We start from the raw sequence: 17678 nt of genomic DNA on the forward strand, positions 1-17678 counted from the left end.
AAATCCTGCTGGAATGACGAGTTTTGGCAGGATTTTTTTATGATTGTCTTGAATATATATAAGATTATATAAGCATATCAGCTTCGTAGTGAGAGCAATCTGTGCTATCGTAATAATCTTGCGGGAATCATGTCGCTGTAATATTTTGTGCCACAGATGCTTCTGGCTGAAGCGGGGATGCAATCTGTCGCAAGGCAGAAGGGAGATTGGGGTGTCTATGCGGAAACAGGAAAGAGAAAAGAAAATCATGGAAATGCTCCTGGAAAAGAGCAATGGCCTCACTGGAGATGAGATTGCAAAACAACTGGGATGTTCTTCACGTACGGTGCGTTCGGATATCAAGGCAATTACGGAAAAACTGGCCCCGTTTGGCAGTCATATCATTGCTGCGCCCAATAAAGGGTATCGCCTGATCCAGATGGATCAGGAAGAAGATCTCCTGCATGCTGTCACAGAAGAAGAGCATGGCATTGGCCATGAGAGCGTCAAAGAACAGCAGAATTATATCATCAGTCGTTTCCTGATTTGCTGCCTGCAGGATAAGTCTATTACGCAGATGAATCTTGCAGATGATATGTATCTGGGAATTTCTACCATCAAGAAATATCTGAGCGAGGTGAGAGGACGCTTCCAAGAATACGCCCTGTCCATCGAGCAATATCGCACCGATGGCTTGCGGTTGGCTGGTGATGAAGGCAATATCCGTACGTTTTTTGTTGATTTCCTGCAAAATGTACGCGATACGGCAATCTTGACGATTCTCTTCGACAAAGTCAGCCAGAAAGATATGGAGAATATCCTGATGAGGATCCCGAGTCTGCGCAAGTTGCAGCTCACTGACACGGCACGCCAGAGCCTGATCGTCCAGTCGGCCCTTTCCATCTATCGCTCGGAACACGGGCATCTCCTGGAATGCCCGGCCAGCCTGGCCCAGAAGCTGGAGAATACCTTTGAATACGTTTGTGCCAAGGATGTAGCCAATGAACTCTTCCGCTATATCGGTGTGGACCTTTCCTATAGTGAGGTCTTCTACTTGACCAGGTGCCTGCTGACGAGTAAGAAACTCTTGGACATCGGCGATTCCATCAACGATGAACATATGGAGCAGCTCGTCGAGAAAGTATTGACTGCCGTAGATGACCAGTTCGGCTATGATTTCCGTTCGGATGATTATCTGAAAGATGGTTTGATTCTTCATTTGCGCATCGCCATTGCCCGTGTTAACTTCCGGGTAGCCATACGGAATGAGATGCTGGAGACGGTCAAGCAGGACTATCCGCTGGCGTTTCAGATTGCCGTATATGCGGCGCAGGTCATGCGGGATATTGAAGGCATTGTCTTCAATGAAAATGAAATTGGGTATATCGCTCTCCACTTTGGTGCGTCCATGAGCCGCCGGGGGATGGAAGAGGAAGCGAAGCCCAAGCGGGTTTATATTGTCTGTTCGGCAGGCCTGGGCGTTTCTATCATGCTGAGAGCAAAAATCCAGGAATACTTCCACTCGGATATCCATGTCCTGGGTGTACTGCCCGCGTACAAACTGACAGATGAGATGATTGAGGAAGCGGATTATATTTTCTCGACCGTACAAGTCCCGTTTTCTTCTTCTAAGATCATACGTGTCAATCACATGCTGCGCAAAGAAGATATTGCCCGTATCCAGCGGGTGGTATTCCACCGCAATGCCGATGTACAGGCTAAGGAATTTCAGGAGTTTTTCCATGCTTCTTCTTTTTTTGCCAATAAGGATTTCAAGACGCGCGATGAATGCCTGGAATTCTTGACAGATCAGGCGATGCAGTCGGGGTATCTGGATCAGAAGGGCAAAGTTTCTGTCTTTGAACGTGAGAAGATGAGTTCTACGGCCATCGGCGATTTGGCAGCCATCCCACATGCGTTCAATACGGCAAAAGCGGTTTCCAATATTTCCGTATTGCTCCTGCAATCTCCAATCGATTGGGGCGGCATGCCGGTACAGGTCGTTTTTTTATTGAGCATCGAACAGCGGAAAGCCGCGGTCTGGGAAAAGGTTTTCCTGAAGCTGTATGACTTCATCAAAGAGGGCAACGGCATTGAACGATTGCTGAAATATCGTTCTTATGACAAGTTTATAGCGGATTTTGAAGCGGTTTTATGACCGCTTTTTTATATTAGGGAAATACGGAAAAATAGCGGAAAATCCTTGTATTCCAAAGCGTTGCCTCAGTTTTCTAAATATGGAAAACAAGAAAAGATTTTTAAATTTCCGCAATAGCGGAAAGAGGTGCAACTATGCGGAACTGGATTGTTTTGTTATACTAAAGACAATTCAAGAGCAATCGAGAATAAAAAATAAAATCAAGATGAAGAAAGGGGGCAAGACATATGAGTATTTCAATCGAAGAAGATCTCGTCCTGCTGGATGTCTCAGCAAAAGACAAGTTCGACTTGCTGAGCCAGGTGGCAGATCGTCTTTTTGAAAAGGGATATGTCAAGTCAAGTTATAAAGATGCAGTAATCGCTCGTGAAAAGATTTTCGCGACGGGCCTGCCGACCGTTCTGGGGGGGGTGGCAATCCCACACACGGATGTCGAGCATGTTGTCAGCCCTGCCATCTGCATGGCTCGCCTGACTTCGCCAGTTGATTTCGTCATCATGGGCGATGATAAAGAAACGGTTTCCGTTGATTTTGTCTTCATGCTGGCCATGAAGGAAGCACATGCTCAGATTGAGCTGCTGCAGAATCTGATGGGGATTTTGCAGGATGAAGAAGCCCTGCGCTTTGTCAAAACGGAAAAGTCGGCAGCCAAGATTGCCGCTTTCGTAAAAAAGCGTCTGGATGGCACGGCAGAAGGATGATTCATCCCAGATGATTCCGTAAGCTATCATTTAAATCTATCATAATCATATTTCGTTTATCAAAGGAGTGTTTATCATGTCGAAGAAACAGGTACTCGTAGCGTGTGGCACTGGCATTGCAACCTCCACAGTTGTGTGCAAGAGAGTGGAGAAGCTCTTGAAGGATAATGGCATCGATGCGGACGTCATTCAGTGCAAAGTGGCAGAAGTCGGGGGATATGAGGATACGGCCGATCTCCTGGTAACGACGACGATTCCGCCGCGTGAGTACAAGATGCCGGTTGTAAAAGCTGTCAACTATCTTACCGGTATGATGACGGAAAAGACCGATAAACAGATTCTGGATGTCTTGAAGAAATAAGTTGCGTTTCATTAATTCTATTATTTATTTATAGATTGGAGGACTATCATGGTATTAGAAGTCGTACAATTTATTTTGGGCCTCGGACCAACGGTCATGCTGCCAATCGTCATCACGATTATCGGCATGTGCTTCGGTCAGGGATTCAAAAAGGCATTCCGCTCTGGTGTCACCATTGGTGTTGGCTTCGTCGGTATCAACCTCGTTATCGGCCTTCTGACGACGAACCTCGGTGATGCAACGCATCAAATGGTCACGCGTTATGGCCTTGAGCTTTCCATCATCGATGTCGGCTGGCCGGCAGCCGCTGCAATGACTTGGGCATCTCCGGTGGCAGCCTTCATGATTCCAATCTGCATGTTCGTCAACATCGCAATGCTGGTAACGAAGCTCACGAACGTTGTCGATATCGATATTTGGAATTATTGGCACTTTGCAGCAGCATCTGCTACGGTTTTCGTCCTGACTCAGGGCAACTGGATTCTGGCAATTATTGCAGGTATTTTGTATGAGATGGCCGTCTTGAAGATTGCAGACTGGACGTCTCCGATGGTTCGTGATTATTTCGGCATGGAAGGCCTTTCCTTCCCGACAGGTTCTACTTGCGCACAGGGCTTGATTGGTATTCCTATCGTTAAAGTTATTTCTAAGATTCCGGTTATTAAAGACCTCAAGGCTGACCCGGAAGCCATTCAGAAACGCTTCGGTATCTTCGGTGAGCCGCTTATGATGGGCTTGTTCCTCGGTGTTCTCCTCGGCATCCTCGCTGGTTATCCTCTGGCAAAAGTTCTTCAGCTTGGTGTCATCATGGCAGGCGTCATGTTCCTGATGCCGCGCATGGTTAAGATCCTCATGGAGGGCTTGATCCCGGTTTCCGAGTCGGTCAAGGAGTTCCTCCAGAAGAGAGACCTTGGCAAGGGCAGAGAGCTCACCATCGGCCTTGATGCTGCTGTCGCAGTTGGTCATCCGGCCGTTATCGCTACGGCACTCGTACTGGTACCGTGCACGCTGTTCCTGTCCGTTGTTATTCCTGGTAACCACGTTCTGCCGTTCGGCGATTTGGCTACGATTTGCTTCTATGTAGCCTTTATCGTCGGTGCTGCAAAAGGCAATATCGTTCATTCCGTGCTCGCTGGTATGATCGTGATGGGGCTTGCACTCCTCATGGCTACGAATATCGCAGAATTCCATACGGGTATGGCTATTCAGGCAAACTTCCAGATGCCTGCCAATACGACTGAGATTTCCAGCTTGGATCTCGGCGGTAACTTCCTCAACTGGATTGTTATCAAGATTTTCCAGTTCTTCTAATGTGATTTCTCCATATGTGGGCGTCAGCTTAGCTGACGCCTTGCATATTGAAGGGATAAAATAATGGGTTTAGATTGAAAATAGGGAGGCAATGATTATATGAAAGCTGGCGTTTTCTATAAAGAAGGAGACATTCGCTTCGATGATTTCGCTGATCCTGTATGCGGCGATGATGATGTCATAATTAAAGTCAAGGCTTGCGGTATTTGTGGCTCCGATCCTCCGCGTATCTTGAATTTTTGGAAATATCCGCGTCCACAAGTTCCTGGCCATGAGTTTGCCGGCACGATTGCGGAAGTTGGCAAGAATGTAAAGAACTTTAAGCTCGATGATACGGTCGCAGCTCAGCCGTTGATTCCCTGCCGCAAATGCGAGAATTGCGAAGAAGGCCATTTCTCCATGTGCAATGACATGCAGATGCTTGGTGCGGACCTGCCGGGCGGTTTTGCCCAGTATGTGCGTGTTCCGGCTACGAACATCCAGCATGTTGAATGCGAGAATTTGGAAGAGGCTGCTCTCCTTGAGCCTTGTGCCGTTGCGCTGTATGGTGTCCTCGGCATTCGCCCGGAGATTGGTGATACGGTAGCTATCCTGGGATGCGGCACGATTGGACAGCTCGTCCTTCAGTGGTTCCGTCTTGCCGGTGTTCATCGCATCATTGCGGTGGATATTTCGAAGAAAAAGCTCGAAGAAGCCAAAGCTCTCGGTGCGGATATCTGCATCAATGGCATGGAGCAGGATACGGTTGAAGCCGTTCTGGAAGCAACGCACGGCAAGGGTGTCGACATCGCAATGGAAACGGCCGGTTCGAAAATCACGCAGGAACAGTGCCTGCTGGTCACGAAGAAGCGCGGCCGCATCGGTTATCTCGGCATTGCCCGCTCGGATATCCTGCTGAAGGAGAAATCCTTTGAGAGCATCTTCCGTCATGAACTGACGCTGCGCGGCTTCTGGAATTCGTATGGCAGCCCATTCCCGGGACCGGCCTGGATGAAGAGCATCCGTGCCCTGGAGGACGGCAAGATTAAGTTCAAGCCTTTGATTTCGCATCGTTTCCCGCTGGAAAAAGTAAGCGATGCTTTCCAGATGATCAAAGATCGTAAGGAAGAATATAACAAGATTTTGTTTGTTATGGACTAAGGAGGTTTCCTCATGAAAGCACTTGTAAAAATGGAGCCGGGCGCAGGCCATTGGGAAGTTATTGATAAACCGGAGCCAGTTCCAGGTGAAGGCCAGGTCAAGATTAAAGTTGAATACATCGGTATCTGCGGCAGCGATTTACATACGTATGAAGGACATTACAATGTTAATGCAAAGGGATTGACGATTGGTCATGAGTTTGCAGGCGTTGTTGCTGAAGTTGGTCCTGGCGTCACGAATGTCAAGGTCGGTGACCGTGTAACGAGTGAAACGACCTTTACGGTTTGCGGTGAATGCCGTTACTGCAAGGAAGGTCTTTACAATCTTTGCCCGACGCGCAAAGGCCTGGGGACGCAGCAGGACGGTGCCATGGCACAGTATGTACTGGCACGTGCTAAGAGCTGCCATATTCTGCCGGAGAATGTGACGACGCGTCAGGCCAGCATCACGGAAGCTGCCTGCTGCGCACATCACGGCGTAGCGAAAGCCAAGATTAACCCGGGCGACATCGTCTTGGTACTTGGCCCTGGTCCTATCGGCCTTCTGACGGCACAGTGTGTTATGGCCAAAGGCGGTCGTGTTGTCATGACTGGTCTTACGCAGGATGCCGGACGTCTTCAGATTGCTAAAGAAAAATTTGGTGTAGAATATATCGTAGATGTCCAGAAGGATGATGTCAAAGCACTGGTCAATAAACTGACGGATGGCTACGGTGCCGATGTTTGCTACGACTGCACGGGTGCTGTTCCGTCCATGCAGCTCGGCATGGACCTCCTGCGCAAACAGGGCCAGTACGTTCAGATTGGCCTCTTTGCAAGAGATGTCGTGGAAGTCGATTTCTCGAAGATCATTCAGAAAGAGCTGGTTGTTTCCGGCAGCCGCAGCCAGAATACGCATGACTGGGAGCCGACGCTCAAGCTCATGAGTGAGGGCAAGATTAATGCAGACAAGATGATCACGCATGAGGTCGGCATCGATGAGTGGGATAAAGCATATCACCTGCTCAAGAGCGGTCAGGCAACAAAGATTGTCATGCATCCGATCGGTTGAGGAGGCCATATCATGAAACCTGTCATTGTTATGGCATCGGATCATGCCGGCTTCCACATGAAAGAGTTTGTGAAACAGCAGCTTGAAGATGCCGGTTATACGGTAGAAGATTACGGTACGCATAGTGAAGAATCCGTTGATACGGCTCCATACGCTTTTCGCGTCGGTGAAGAGGTCGCAGCGCATCCGGGTGAAAAGAAGGGCATCCTGATTTGTGGAACAGGTCTTGGCATGTCGATTGCTGCCAATAAGGTAAAGGGCGTTCGTGCTCCGCTGGTCCATGATCTTTTCTCGGCCAAGATGACGGTTGAGCATAATCATGCCAATGTTCTTTGTATGGGAGCTCGTGTCATTGCACCGAATATGGCTTGGGAAATTACGAAAGTCTGGCTGGCAGCGAAGCCGTTATGCGGCGGTAAGTATGAGCGTCGTGTCCAGCAGATTACAGATTACGACAATAAGCGGGGCTGAGGTATGGGCAGAAAAGCAGGATTTTCTGTTGATACGCCCAATCTTTCGGCGTCGGTATCGTGCATGGATCTCGGTCACATTGCTGATGAGATTGAGTATGTGGAAGCATCTCCTGTACGGTTCTGGCATTATGACATCGTGGATGGGAAGTTCAACCGTTGCCTGATCCTTGGCGATCAGCTCTATGGATATCTGGCTGCCCACTCGGACCTGCCCATTGAACTCCACATTGCAGCGTACGATCCCTTGCGGTACGTTGAGCTGTTTTCGCGGTTCCGTTTGGATTATGTGGCTGTTCATGCGGAAGCCATGGATGAACCGAATCGTGTTTTTGAGACGATTCGTGAGTTCGGTGCAGAACCGGTGCTGGCCTATCGCGCAGAGACACCTCCGGGTGCTGATTTTGAAGCATTGGCTTCGCAGTGTGCATGGATTTTGAAACTCACGGTGAATCCGGGATTTTCTGGCCAGACGATGCAGGAGTCGGCTTTGAAGCACATCCGTATGATGCGGAAGCGCTTAAAGGCGGCGCATTTGACTCAGCCAATCCAAGCCGATGGCAGTGTAAATCTGAAGATGATTCGCAAAATGCACGAAGCAGGAGCAAATTTGTTCACAGGAGGGACTAGCGGCCTCTTCCGCCAAGGAAAGACGGTTTGTGAAAATGCAGAAGCTCTCTTGTGTGCTGCAGAATAAAAATGAAGGAGAAGATAGCATGGCAAATGAAGAAGCGATAAAGCGCGCTCGTCACCTGCGTGCCAATATCGTCCGCATGCTTACAAAAGCGGGCTCAGGGCATCCGGGTGGATCCCTTTCGATTATTGATATTTTGAATGTCCTTTACTTTGAAGAAATGAATATCGATCCGAAGAACCCTAAAATGGAAGATCGCGATCGGTTCGTTCTTTCCAAAGGTCACGCTGCACCGGCACTCTATGCTGTGCTGGCAGAAAAAGGTTATTTCCCGGAAGAAGAACTCTGGAAGCTCAGAAAGACGGGCGCAATCCTCCAGGGGCATCCAGATATGAAGAAGATTCCGGGCGTGGATATGTCAACGGGTTCGCTGGGGCAGGGCCTTTCGGCTGCTAACGGCATGGCTATTGCGGCCAAGCTGAATAATAAATCTTACCGTGTTTATGCCGCAGCTGGCGATGGCGAGATTCAGGAAGGACAGATTTGGGAAGCGGCTATGAGTGCAGCTCATTACAAGCTTGACAATCTGATCCTGTTTGTGGATTGGAATGGACTCCAGATCGACGGACCGAATGACGAAGTCATGACGGTAGCACCGATTGATGCGAAATTCCGCGCTTTTGGCTGGAATGTCATCTCCATCAACGGTCATGATTACGATGCTATCCGTGGCGCCATCGCTGCCGCAAAGAGCGTGAAAGGCAAACCGACGGCAATCGTTGCGGCGACGGTCAAAGGTAAGGGTGTATCCTTTATGGAGAATCAGGTTGGCTGGCATGGCAAGGCTCCGAATGAAGAGCAGTGCCAGGAGGCTCTCAAGGAACTGGAAGGAGGCGAGGCGTAATGGCAACAGCAACACGCGCAGCTTACGGCAAGTTGCTTGAAACGGAATTGTATCAGAACAAAGATATCGTCGTTTTGGATGCGGATCTTGGCAATGCAACGAAATCGATTGCCTTCAAGAAGGTTGCGCCGGAACGTTATTTGGATATGGGTATTTCGGAAGCAGATATGATGGGAACGGCAGCAGGTCTGGCGACTTGCGGCAAGATTCCTATCGCCAGCACGTTCGCAATCTTTGCAGCTGGCCGTGCTTTCGAGCAGATCCGTAACTCCATCTGCTACCCGCGTCTCAACGTCAAGATTGCTGCAACGCATGCAGGTCTTACAGTAGGTGAAGATGGTGGCAGCCATCAGGCAATCGAAGATATTTCTTTGATGCGCAGTTTGCCGAATATGACGGTTATCAATCCGGCGGATGCTAAGGAAGCGGAAGAAGCTATCAAGGCAGCCATCCAGTATTATGGCCCGGTTTATATCCGTCTGGGACGTGCCGCTGTTCCGGATATCCATGATGAGCATTATCAGTTCAATTGGGGCAAGGGCGAAGTCCTCTCCGAAGGTGATGATGTTGCTCTCGTGGCAACGGGCATCATGGTTGCAAAAGCGATGGAAGCCGCCAAAGAGCTGGCAAAAGATGGCATCCATGCCCGCGTACTCAATATCCACACGATCAAACCTCTGGATGAGGAGCTGATTATTGAGACGGCCAAGAAGACGGGCCACATCGTGACGTGCGAAGAGCACAGCGTCATCGGCGGTCTGGGTTCTGCTGTGGCAGAGGTACTGGCAAAGAATTGCCCGACGCGTCAGGATTTCATCGGTGTTCAGGATGCTTTTGGTCAGTCCGGCAAGCCGGCTGAACTCTTAGAGAAATATGGTTTGACGGTTGAAGCAATCGTTAAAGCAGCGAAAAAATAAGTGAAGCGGTGCCTCTTGTTTTCGTTTGATTGCGAAAGCAAGAGGCATTCTTTTCCTTAGCAATCAGGATGGGGGGATACACGAACATGAAGTTAGTGATTGATGATGCGGATATTCCAAAAATTAAACATATCTGGGAATATTATCCTTGTGCTGGTGTTACGACCAATCCTAGTATTTTGGCAAAAGCCGGCAGACCGCCATTTGAAGTGTTGCGGGAGATCCGCTCAATCATTGGTCAGAAAGCGGAACTCCATGCACAGGTCATTGCCAGCGATGCAGACGGAATGTTGCGTGATGCGGAGCGCATTCGCAAGGAACTTGGCGAACATACTTTTGTCAAGGTGCCGGCTGTACCGGAAGGCTTCAAAGCCATGAAGGCGATTCACAAGGCGGGAATTCAGATTACAGCGACAGCTATTTATACGCCGATGCAGGCATATCTGGCCGGTATGGCAGGTGCTTCCTATGCAGCCCCATATATCAATCGCATTGACAATATGGGATACGATGGTATTCACGTTGCTTGCGAGATTCAAGATATCTTTATAAAAAATGAAATACCATGCCAGATCTTGGCTGCAAGTTTCAAGAACAGCCAGCAGGTTCTGGCTCTTTGCAAAGAAGGTATTGGTGCCGCCACGGTTGCCTGTGATGTCATTGAGAGTTTTGTCAAAAATGCGGCAATCGATGCAGCGGTAAAGACATTCCAAGATGATTTTGCGGGGTTGGTCGGATCCGCAAAAACGATGGCTTCATGCTGAACATGCCGATAGGAAATAAAGAAAGGGGAATTTGATATGATTAAAGTCGCGCCGTCTATTTTGTCGGCTGATTTTGCTGCATTAGGAGCAGAGGTCCAGAGAGCCGATCAGGCAGGAGCCGATTATATTCATATTGATGTTATGGATGGGACATTCGTACCCAATATTACCTTGGGATCTCCTGTAGTAAAAGCGCTTCGCAAAGTGACGAAAAAGCCTTTTGATGTTCATTTGATGGTTGAACATCCGGAAACTCAGATCGATGCTTTTGCTGATGCTGGCGCGGATCTTATTTCATTTCATGTTGAAGCGGCAAAACACAGCCATCGCATTGTACAGCAGATTAAGTCATATGGCATTAAAGCTGCTGCCGTATTGAATCCTGGTACGAGTTTGGCTAGTATCGAGGAAATCCTGGGGGACCTGGATATGGTACTCCTCATGACGGTTAACCCAGGATTTGGAGGTCAAAAATTCATTGAGAGTCAGCTGGAGAAGATTCATCGCCTTCGTCACACGATTGATGAAATGCAATATGATTGCGATATTGAGGTTGATGGCGGGATTAATATAGTAACAGCAGAACAGGTACGAGAGGCTGGAGCTAATGTATTGGTCGCAGGATCTGCTATTTATGGTGCGACAGACATGAAAAAAGCGATTGATGGCATTCGTGGATGATATAAATATCGGTATTATTTATTTCAAATGACAAAATGATAATAAGTAATATTTGATACAGAATGAATCGAAAAAAATCCTGTTGAATTTTCCAGATTCAGCAGGATTTTTCTATTGTTGTGACGAAAATGTAATTGTTAAATAGCGAAAGTTTCCAGGCAAGGATTTCAGTACAGTACAGATAGAGCAGGCGCATTGCAGAAGAAACAGACCAGACAAGTGAGCAAGGTGGATGGTTAGTATCGTATAATACTCGGCTAGGTACGGCTGCCAGGAGGTCGGTCATGAAAAAGGTTGGTTTTGATGAACGGTTGGATGACATCATGGTCTGTGCCGCAATCCGCTTGCAGAAGCGGATGACGATGGCGTCTTCTTTTCGGAGTCTCGTGAGCTATCTGACGCGCGTCGGACTCTGGGAGGATATGGGCGTGCAGAGGATCCAGGGGATGAGCCGCACGGAGCTGGAGGATCGTGCGGTCATGGCTCTGGCGAGACGCTTGCGCCGGGCGCGCAAGTCCGGCACGTTGCGTGCGGCACTGCAGCAGCTCAACATGCAGGAGCTGCTGCAGCCGCGCGCAAAGGAACGTGCGCGCCAGCAGGGGACGCCGGCTGCGCTGCGTCTTATCGTGGGGGAAGCTCCGTATCACGAGGGCCTGTCCGTCCGGAAAGCGAGGTGTCCCCAAAGGGCCTTGCGCCTCGTCCGCTGAGCAGGAAGCGGTGCGAAAACAGCAGGAAACAAAATAAATGCCGTGCTGGCGATGAAACCGGCACGGCATTTTTTCGTGACAGATTTTTGGTGGGAAGAGTCTTTACTTGCAGATTGCCTGCACGGCAGCCGTGAGCTTCTGCAGATCTTCGGCCGAGGGAACGTTGGCCTGGCGCTGCTTTTCGAGTACGATCTCGCAGCCGGCAGCCTTGAGCTCTTCTTCGACGAGACCGATGCTCTGTCCGCCCCAGCCGTAGGAACCGAAGGCAAAGGCCTTGCGTCCCTTCGGTGCGAGGCCCTTCAGGTAACAGAGGAAGCTGGCGATCGTCGGCATCATCTGATTGTTGATCGTCGGCGAGCCGACGGCAAGGTATTTGCTCGTGAGGATTTCCGTCAGGATATCGGAGAGCGCGTTTTCCTTGACATCGTAGAATATGGCCGGGATGCCCTTCTGCTGGAAGGCTTCGGTGATGGCACGTGCCATCATCTCCGTGGAATGCCACATGGTGTCGAAGACGACGACGGCGCGGTCTTCGAGTTTGCCGGTAGACCACTCCTGATAAAGACGAAGGATTTCCTTGACGTGACTGCGCCAGATGAGGCCATGACCCGTCGCGATCATGCTGATATCGAGATCATGCAGGGCCTTGAGGGCTGCCTGTGCCTGACGGCCGTAGAGCATGAGGATATTCGCATAATACTTCTTGGCTTCAAAGAAGAGAGTCGGCAGGTCGTTGTCGTCGTCGTAACGGCAGCCCGAGGCAAGGTGCTGGCCGAAGGCGTCGTTCGAGAACAGGATGGTTTCTTCCGGACAGTAGGTGACCATGCTGTCCGGCCAGTGCAGCATCGGCGTCGGGATGAACTGCAGCGTGCGCTGGCCGATGGAGAGCGTGTCGCCGGCCTTGACGCCGATGTAGGGCAGTTCGCCGTAATGGGCCTTGAGGCCCTTGAGACCGTTCGGCAAGCTCGTGATGATCTTGGCATTCGGGCAGTGCTGCATCATGAAGGGGATGGCACCGGAATGGTCGGGCTCGACGTGGCTCGAGACGATGTAATCGATCTTGGCCGGATCGATGACGGACGCTATGCGCTCGAGGAGCTCTTCCTTGAACGGTTCTTTGACGGTATCGATGAGGGTGATCTTTTCATCGAGGATCAGATAAGCGTTATAGCTGGAGCCACGGCTGGTCTCGTACCCGTGGAAGCTGCGCATGGACCAATCAATCGCGCCAACCCAATAGATGTCTTTGCGGATTTCAACTGCTTGCATAATGTACCCTCTTTCCTTTATCTTCTTCTATCGAATCAATAAACGGCAGATATTCGTTACGCATCTTATTTTATATCGACTGCTTTGCTCTTGTAAACATGCAAATTATGAAAATAACGGCCAGATAACGAAAACGTTTCGAAAAATTTATTTGTCAGCAGACATTAAATGCGGTAGGCTAAAGGCAGTAGTAAGAAGGACAGGAGAGACAGGAAAGGCAGGATCGTACGATATGCGGCATAAGATCACACAACTCAATCGCAGGAAGGCAATCCTTTCCGGGCTGGCGTGTCTGCTGGTGCTGGCACTGGCACTTTACGGCTTTCTCGGGCAGAGCAGGAATCAGAAGGTGAAGATCGCTCATGGAAAACCGCTCGTCAAGGTCGTGACCGTGAACCGGGCGGATATGATGCGCCATATCAATTTATCGGGGCAGACCGTGGCAGATGCCAATATACCACTGGCGCCCAAGTACACGGGGCGTGTCACGGAGGTTCGCGCCAGACTCGGTGACGAAGTCCGGGCAGGCGATGTATTGATGGTCCAGGATACCGGTGACCTCGATATCTCAATTGCCGAGAACGATGCGGCGGCCGGAGCGGCGCAGGCCGATGCACGCGAAGCCGTGGCATCCTATGATGCCAATTACCTCAAGGCACGCAATGACCTGGAGCTCGAGACGAGCAAATACGAACGCAATCAGTATCTCTTCTCCATCGGGGCCATCTCGCAGGATACACTCGACAGCGTCAAGCAGGAATACCTCGCCTCGCAGGCAGCCTTCAATGTGCTGGCAGACCAGGTGCAGAACGGAGATGCAGCGAGCGTCCAGTCCAAGCAGTACACGGCGGAGAAGGCGGAGCGCGCTACGGATGCCCTGCGCCGTCAGCGTGAGGACATGTATCTGCGGGCCCCGCGCGATGGTGTCATCGGCTACCGCAATGTGGAAGCCGGCGCCATTGTCTCGGCGGGCACGAAGGTGTTTTCCCTGGTCGACAACAGCCATATCAATGTGGACTGCACACTCTCAGAGAGCGATGCGGCCATCCTCAAGACCGGCATGGCCGTGCAGGTGACCATCGATGCACTCGGCACGGACTATCCGGGGCGCATCGTTTACGTCAGCCCGGCCATGGACGATACGAGCAAGACGTATCAGGTGCGCATCGAGCTTGAGGCGGCTGCCGATGATATGAAGGCCGGTCTTTTCGCGCATACGGACATCGACATCCTGCAGCGTCCGCAGACCCTTTTCGTGCCGAAGGAAGCCGTGCTTTCGCGCAACGGGCAGCAGATCCTGTACGTCCTGAAACCGGACGGGAAAGTTGAGGAGCGCGCGGTGCGCATCGGTCTCATGAATGATGAAGCAGAGGAAATCATCGAAGGACTCGAGGATGGCGAGGTTGTCGTCGTGACGAATCAGGACAAGCTCAAGGACGGCACGGCCGTCGATGCGATGCCATATGATGGCACGGACGATACGGTGGGGGCTGCATCATGAACATCACGCGCCTTTCCATCAAACGCCCTGTTGGCATCTCGATGATTGTCGCCTTTTTCGTCGTGCTGGGACTTTACAGCTACTACCGCCTGGGCGTGGAACTCCTGCCGGCGCTCAATACGCCGTATGTCACCATTTCGGTCAAGTATCCGGGCGCCAGTGCGGAGTCCGTTGAGCAGGAAGTCGTCAAGCCCGTGGAAGATGCCGTATCATCCGTCTCGGGCGTCAAGAAAATCACGTCAACGGCCAGCTACGAACAGGCGCGCGTCAGCCTGGAGCTTGAGTTTGATACAAATGCCGATACGGCGGCCATCGATGCCAGCAAGAAGGTCGAGGCCATCAAGAACAAGCTGCCCGATGAGGCGGATTCGCCTGTCGTCGTCAAGCGTGACCTCAATGCGAAGCCTGTCGTGGAGCTGGCCGTTCTTTCCAACAAGAGTCTGGCGGAGACGTATACGGAAACGGAAAACGTCTTTTCGGAAATCATCCAGCAGGCAGGCGGCGTTTCGGAAGTACAGCTGCACGGCGGACGCGACCGCGAGGTGGCCATCGAGGTCAACCGCGACAAGATGGCTGCCTACAAGCTGACGCTGACGCAGATCGCTTCTGCCATCCGCAACGAGAATCAGCTGCTGCCGTCGGGCTCGGTCTACACCGAGACGACGAAATCCGATGTGCGCGTCATCGCTCAGTTCAAGAAGGCATCGGATATCGAGAAGGTACAGGTCACGAATACGGCGGGCGAGAAGATCCCGCTGACGTCGGTGGCAACCGTCAAGGAACAGGATGCCCGTGCTGACCGTTACGGCAGGCTCAACGGCGAGGATGCCATCAATGTGCTGATCTACAAGAACAGCGATGCCAATGTCGTGGAAACGGCCCACAACATCCTCAAGAGCGTGGAGAAACTCCGCCAGTCGTATCCGGATTACCAGTTTGTCATCGTTTCGAACGATGCGGATTACGTCAATGCCTCGCTGCACAGCACGATGGGCACGCTCATCGAGGGCCTCATCACGACGGGGCTCGTGCTGTTCTTCTTCCTGCGCGGCTGGCGTTCGACGGCTGCCGTCATGATTGCCATCCCGACGTCGCTGATCTCGACGTTCTTCGTCATGTACCTGTTCGGCTTCACGTTCAACATGATGTCGCTCATGGGCATGACGCTCTGTGTCGGCATTCTCGTCGACGACTCCATTGTCGTGCTCGAGAATATCGTGCGGCATCTGCAGCTCGGCGAACCGCCGGATGCGGCCGCCGAGAACGGCCGTACCGAAATCGGCATGGCGGCTATCGCCATCACGCTGTGCGATGCGGCGGTCTTCATGCCAATCGCGTTCATGCAGGGCATGACGGGACAGTATTTCCGCCAGTTCGGCCTGACCATCGTCTTTGCGGGACTCTTCTCGCTGTTCGTCTCCTTCACGCTGACGCCGATGCTGGCCTCGCGTTTTTTCCGCGGCGGCTATCATCCGCCGGCATCGCGCGCCTTTGCGTTCATGGACCGCATCGAGGATTGGGCCGTTTCCCGCTATGACCGTGTCCTGCAATGGAGCTTGGCTCATGAGAAGAAACTGCTGCTTTCCATCCTGACCATCTTTGTGGCTGTCATTTCCCTCGTGCCGCTTGGCTTTGTGGGCATGGAATACATGCCGCAGACGGATGAATCGAGCTTCACCGTCAGCCTCCAGGCGCCGACGGGCTCTTCGCCGGCCGAGACAAACCGCGTGGCGGAAAAGATCGAAGCCAAGCTGGCCACGATCCCTGAGGTCAAGTACTACATGACACAGGCGGGCGGCTCTACGGCCTATGAAGGGCGCATCAAGGTGCAGCTCGTTGACCGCAGGGAGCGTGACCGCACGGTCTGGCAGGTGGCCAATGAGGTGCGCCAGCTGGCGGGCGAGATCAAGGAAGCCGATGTGCGCGTCGCGGAAACGCAGACGAATGTCGCCGGCACGACGAGCGGCGGCGGGGCCAAGGGCGGCAGCGGCGCTCTGCAGATCGAATTGCGCAGCAATGACAATGCGGCGCTTGACGCCGCGACCGAGAAGGCCATGAGCATCCTCAAGACGCAGGTGTCCGGCGTCACCGATGTCAATTCGTCGTACACGGAGGGCATGCCGGAACTCCAGCTCACGGTCAATCGCGAGAAGCTCAAGGCATACGGCACTTCGCTGGCCGATGTCGATACGGCCTTTGCTTCGGCCATCTCGGGGCTCTCGGCCGGCGAGCTCAAGAACGATGCGACGAATGGCGGGCAGGACACGAGCATCAAGGTGCGGTTCAGCAATGCGGACAGCTACAAGGCATCCGATGTATCGCGCGTGCCGCTCTCGGCTTCCGGCAAGCTCATCTATCTCGGCGATGTGGCCGATATCCACAACGGCCGCGGCCCCGTGAGTATCCGCCGCGTCGACAAGCAGCGCTCGGTCGCCATCGGCGCGAATCTCAGCGGCCGCCCCGTCGGCGATGTCATGAAGGATGTCCAGGCTGCCTTCCAGAAGGAGGGGCTGGGCGAAGGCGTGACGTATCAATTCAAGGGACAGGCCACGAATATGAATGAAACGTTCTCGGAACTCTTGTCGGCGCTGTTTTTGGCACTCGTGCTCATCTACATGCTGCTCGCGGTGCTCTATGAATCTGTCATCACGCCGTTCATCCGCATGTTCTCTCTGCCGCTCGGACTCATCGGCTCCATCCTGCTGCTGTTCCTCACGCACAACACGCTGAATCTCTTCTCGCTCATCGGCATCCTCGTGATGGATGGCATCGTCGCCAAGAACGGCACGCTGCTCATCGATTATACGCTGACGCTGATGGACAGGGGGCGCTCGGCGCGTGAGGCCGTAATCGAAGCCGGGCGGGTGCGCCTCAAGCCAATCTTCATGACAACGATCACGATGATGGTGGGCATGACGCCGATGGCGCTCGCGATGACGCCGGGATCGGAGTCGCGCTCATCGATGGCCTGGGTCATCATCGGCGGCCTGCTGACCTCGACGGTTTTCACGCTGATCGTCATCCCCATCATCTTCCTGTTCTTTGCCGAACACACGAAGAAAAAGCGTCTTTAAAAATTTTTGACAGAAATTTTATTTTAGGGGTTGCATTCGCCTGCGTTCCGTTATATA

The 17678-nt window shown here is 52.0% G+C and carries 16 protein-coding genes; 15 read left to right on the forward strand and 1 reads right to left on the reverse strand.

The window, feature by feature from the left end; genetic code table 11:
- The first annotated feature begins 88 nt into the window (after positions 1-88).
- The 13 genes from DWZ54_RS05565 (at position 89) to DWZ54_RS05625 (ending at position 11777) form a co-directional block, all read left to right on the forward strand.
- The gene (locus DWZ54_RS05565) at positions 89-2137 is read left to right on the forward strand and encodes a BglG family transcription antiterminator (protein ID WP_233541634.1); all 2049 of its coding nucleotides are present in this window, start codon (positions 89-91) and stop codon (positions 2135-2137) included.
- 227 nt (positions 2138-2364) lie between these two features.
- Positions 2365-2838, forward strand: coding sequence for a PTS sugar transporter subunit IIA (locus DWZ54_RS05570; protein ID WP_118474847.1), 474 nt, complete (start codon positions 2365-2367; stop codon positions 2836-2838).
- Positions 2839-2914: 76 nt separating this feature from the next.
- Positions 2915-3199: a PTS sugar transporter subunit IIB gene (locus DWZ54_RS05575; protein WP_118016005.1), complete on the forward strand. Its 285-nt coding sequence runs from the start codon at positions 2915-2917 to the stop codon at positions 3197-3199.
- A gap of 48 nt (positions 3200-3247) precedes the next feature.
- Entirely contained in the window at positions 3248-4510 is a 1263-nt protein-coding gene (locus DWZ54_RS05580) for a PTS galactitol transporter subunit IIC (RefSeq protein WP_118016006.1), read from the forward strand.
- A 99-nt stretch (positions 4511-4609) separates the two neighbouring features.
- Positions 4610-5650 (forward strand): galactitol-1-phosphate 5-dehydrogenase, encoded by a 1041-nt coding sequence (locus DWZ54_RS05585; protein WP_118474848.1) that lies wholly within the window; start codon positions 4610-4612, stop codon positions 5648-5650.
- A gap of 12 nt (positions 5651-5662) precedes the next feature.
- Positions 5663-6700 (forward strand): zinc-binding dehydrogenase, encoded by a 1038-nt coding sequence (locus DWZ54_RS05590; protein ID WP_118474849.1) that lies wholly within the window; start codon positions 5663-5665, stop codon positions 6698-6700.
- A gap of 12 nt (positions 6701-6712) precedes the next feature.
- A complete protein-coding gene (gene rpiB / locus DWZ54_RS05595; RefSeq protein ID WP_118474850.1) occupies positions 6713-7171 on the forward strand; it encodes a ribose 5-phosphate isomerase B in 459 nt (152 codons plus the stop codon).
- 3 nt (positions 7172-7174) lie between these two features.
- Positions 7175-7867, forward strand: a complete 693-nt coding sequence (locus DWZ54_RS05600) for a ribulose-phosphate 3-epimerase (protein WP_118474851.1) — start codon at positions 7175-7177, stop codon at positions 7865-7867.
- A gap of 19 nt (positions 7868-7886) precedes the next feature.
- The gene (locus DWZ54_RS05605; RefSeq protein WP_118016011.1) at positions 7887-8708 is read left to right on the forward strand and encodes a transketolase; all 822 of its coding nucleotides are present in this window, start codon (positions 7887-7889) and stop codon (positions 8706-8708) included.
- Positions 8708-9625 (forward strand): transketolase family protein, encoded by a 918-nt coding sequence (locus tag DWZ54_RS05610; protein ID WP_118474852.1) that lies wholly within the window; start codon positions 8708-8710, stop codon positions 9623-9625. The genes DWZ54_RS05605 and DWZ54_RS05610 overlap by 1 nt, the downstream gene beginning before the upstream one ends.
- A gap of 86 nt (positions 9626-9711) precedes the next feature.
- The gene (locus tag DWZ54_RS05615; RefSeq protein ID WP_118474853.1) at positions 9712-10389 is read left to right on the forward strand and encodes a transaldolase family protein; all 678 of its coding nucleotides are present in this window, start codon (positions 9712-9714) and stop codon (positions 10387-10389) included.
- A gap of 36 nt (positions 10390-10425) precedes the next feature.
- The gene (gene rpe, locus DWZ54_RS05620) at positions 10426-11070 is read left to right on the forward strand and encodes a ribulose-phosphate 3-epimerase (RefSeq protein WP_118016013.1); all 645 of its coding nucleotides are present in this window, start codon (positions 10426-10428) and stop codon (positions 11068-11070) included.
- A 284-nt stretch (positions 11071-11354) separates the two neighbouring features.
- Positions 11355-11777, forward strand: a complete 423-nt coding sequence (locus DWZ54_RS05625) for a hypothetical protein (RefSeq protein WP_118474854.1) — start codon at positions 11355-11357, stop codon at positions 11775-11777.
- 102 nt (positions 11778-11879) lie between these two features.
- Here DWZ54_RS05625 and DWZ54_RS05630 read toward each other — a convergent pair whose 3' ends face one another.
- Positions 11880-13046, reverse strand: a complete 1167-nt coding sequence (locus DWZ54_RS05630; protein WP_118474855.1) for an FprA family A-type flavoprotein — start codon at positions 13044-13046, stop codon at positions 11880-11882.
- A 232-nt stretch (positions 13047-13278) separates the two neighbouring features.
- On the opposite strand from DWZ54_RS05630, the gene DWZ54_RS05635 reads away from it, so the two are divergent.
- On the forward strand, positions 13279-14547 hold the full coding sequence (locus DWZ54_RS05635) for an efflux RND transporter periplasmic adaptor subunit (RefSeq protein WP_118474856.1): 1269 nt from the start codon (positions 13279-13281) through the stop codon (positions 14545-14547).
- Positions 14544-17621, forward strand: a complete 3078-nt coding sequence (locus DWZ54_RS05640) for an efflux RND transporter permease subunit (protein WP_118474857.1) — start codon at positions 14544-14546, stop codon at positions 17619-17621. The genes DWZ54_RS05635 and DWZ54_RS05640 overlap by 4 nt, the downstream gene beginning before the upstream one ends.
- The last annotated feature ends 57 nt before the right edge of the window (positions 17622-17678 follow it).

Source organism: Mitsuokella sp. AF33-22, assembly GCF_003475755.1.
In the GTDB taxonomy this organism is placed as follows: Bacteria; Bacillota; Negativicutes; order Selenomonadales; family Selenomonadaceae; genus Mitsuokella.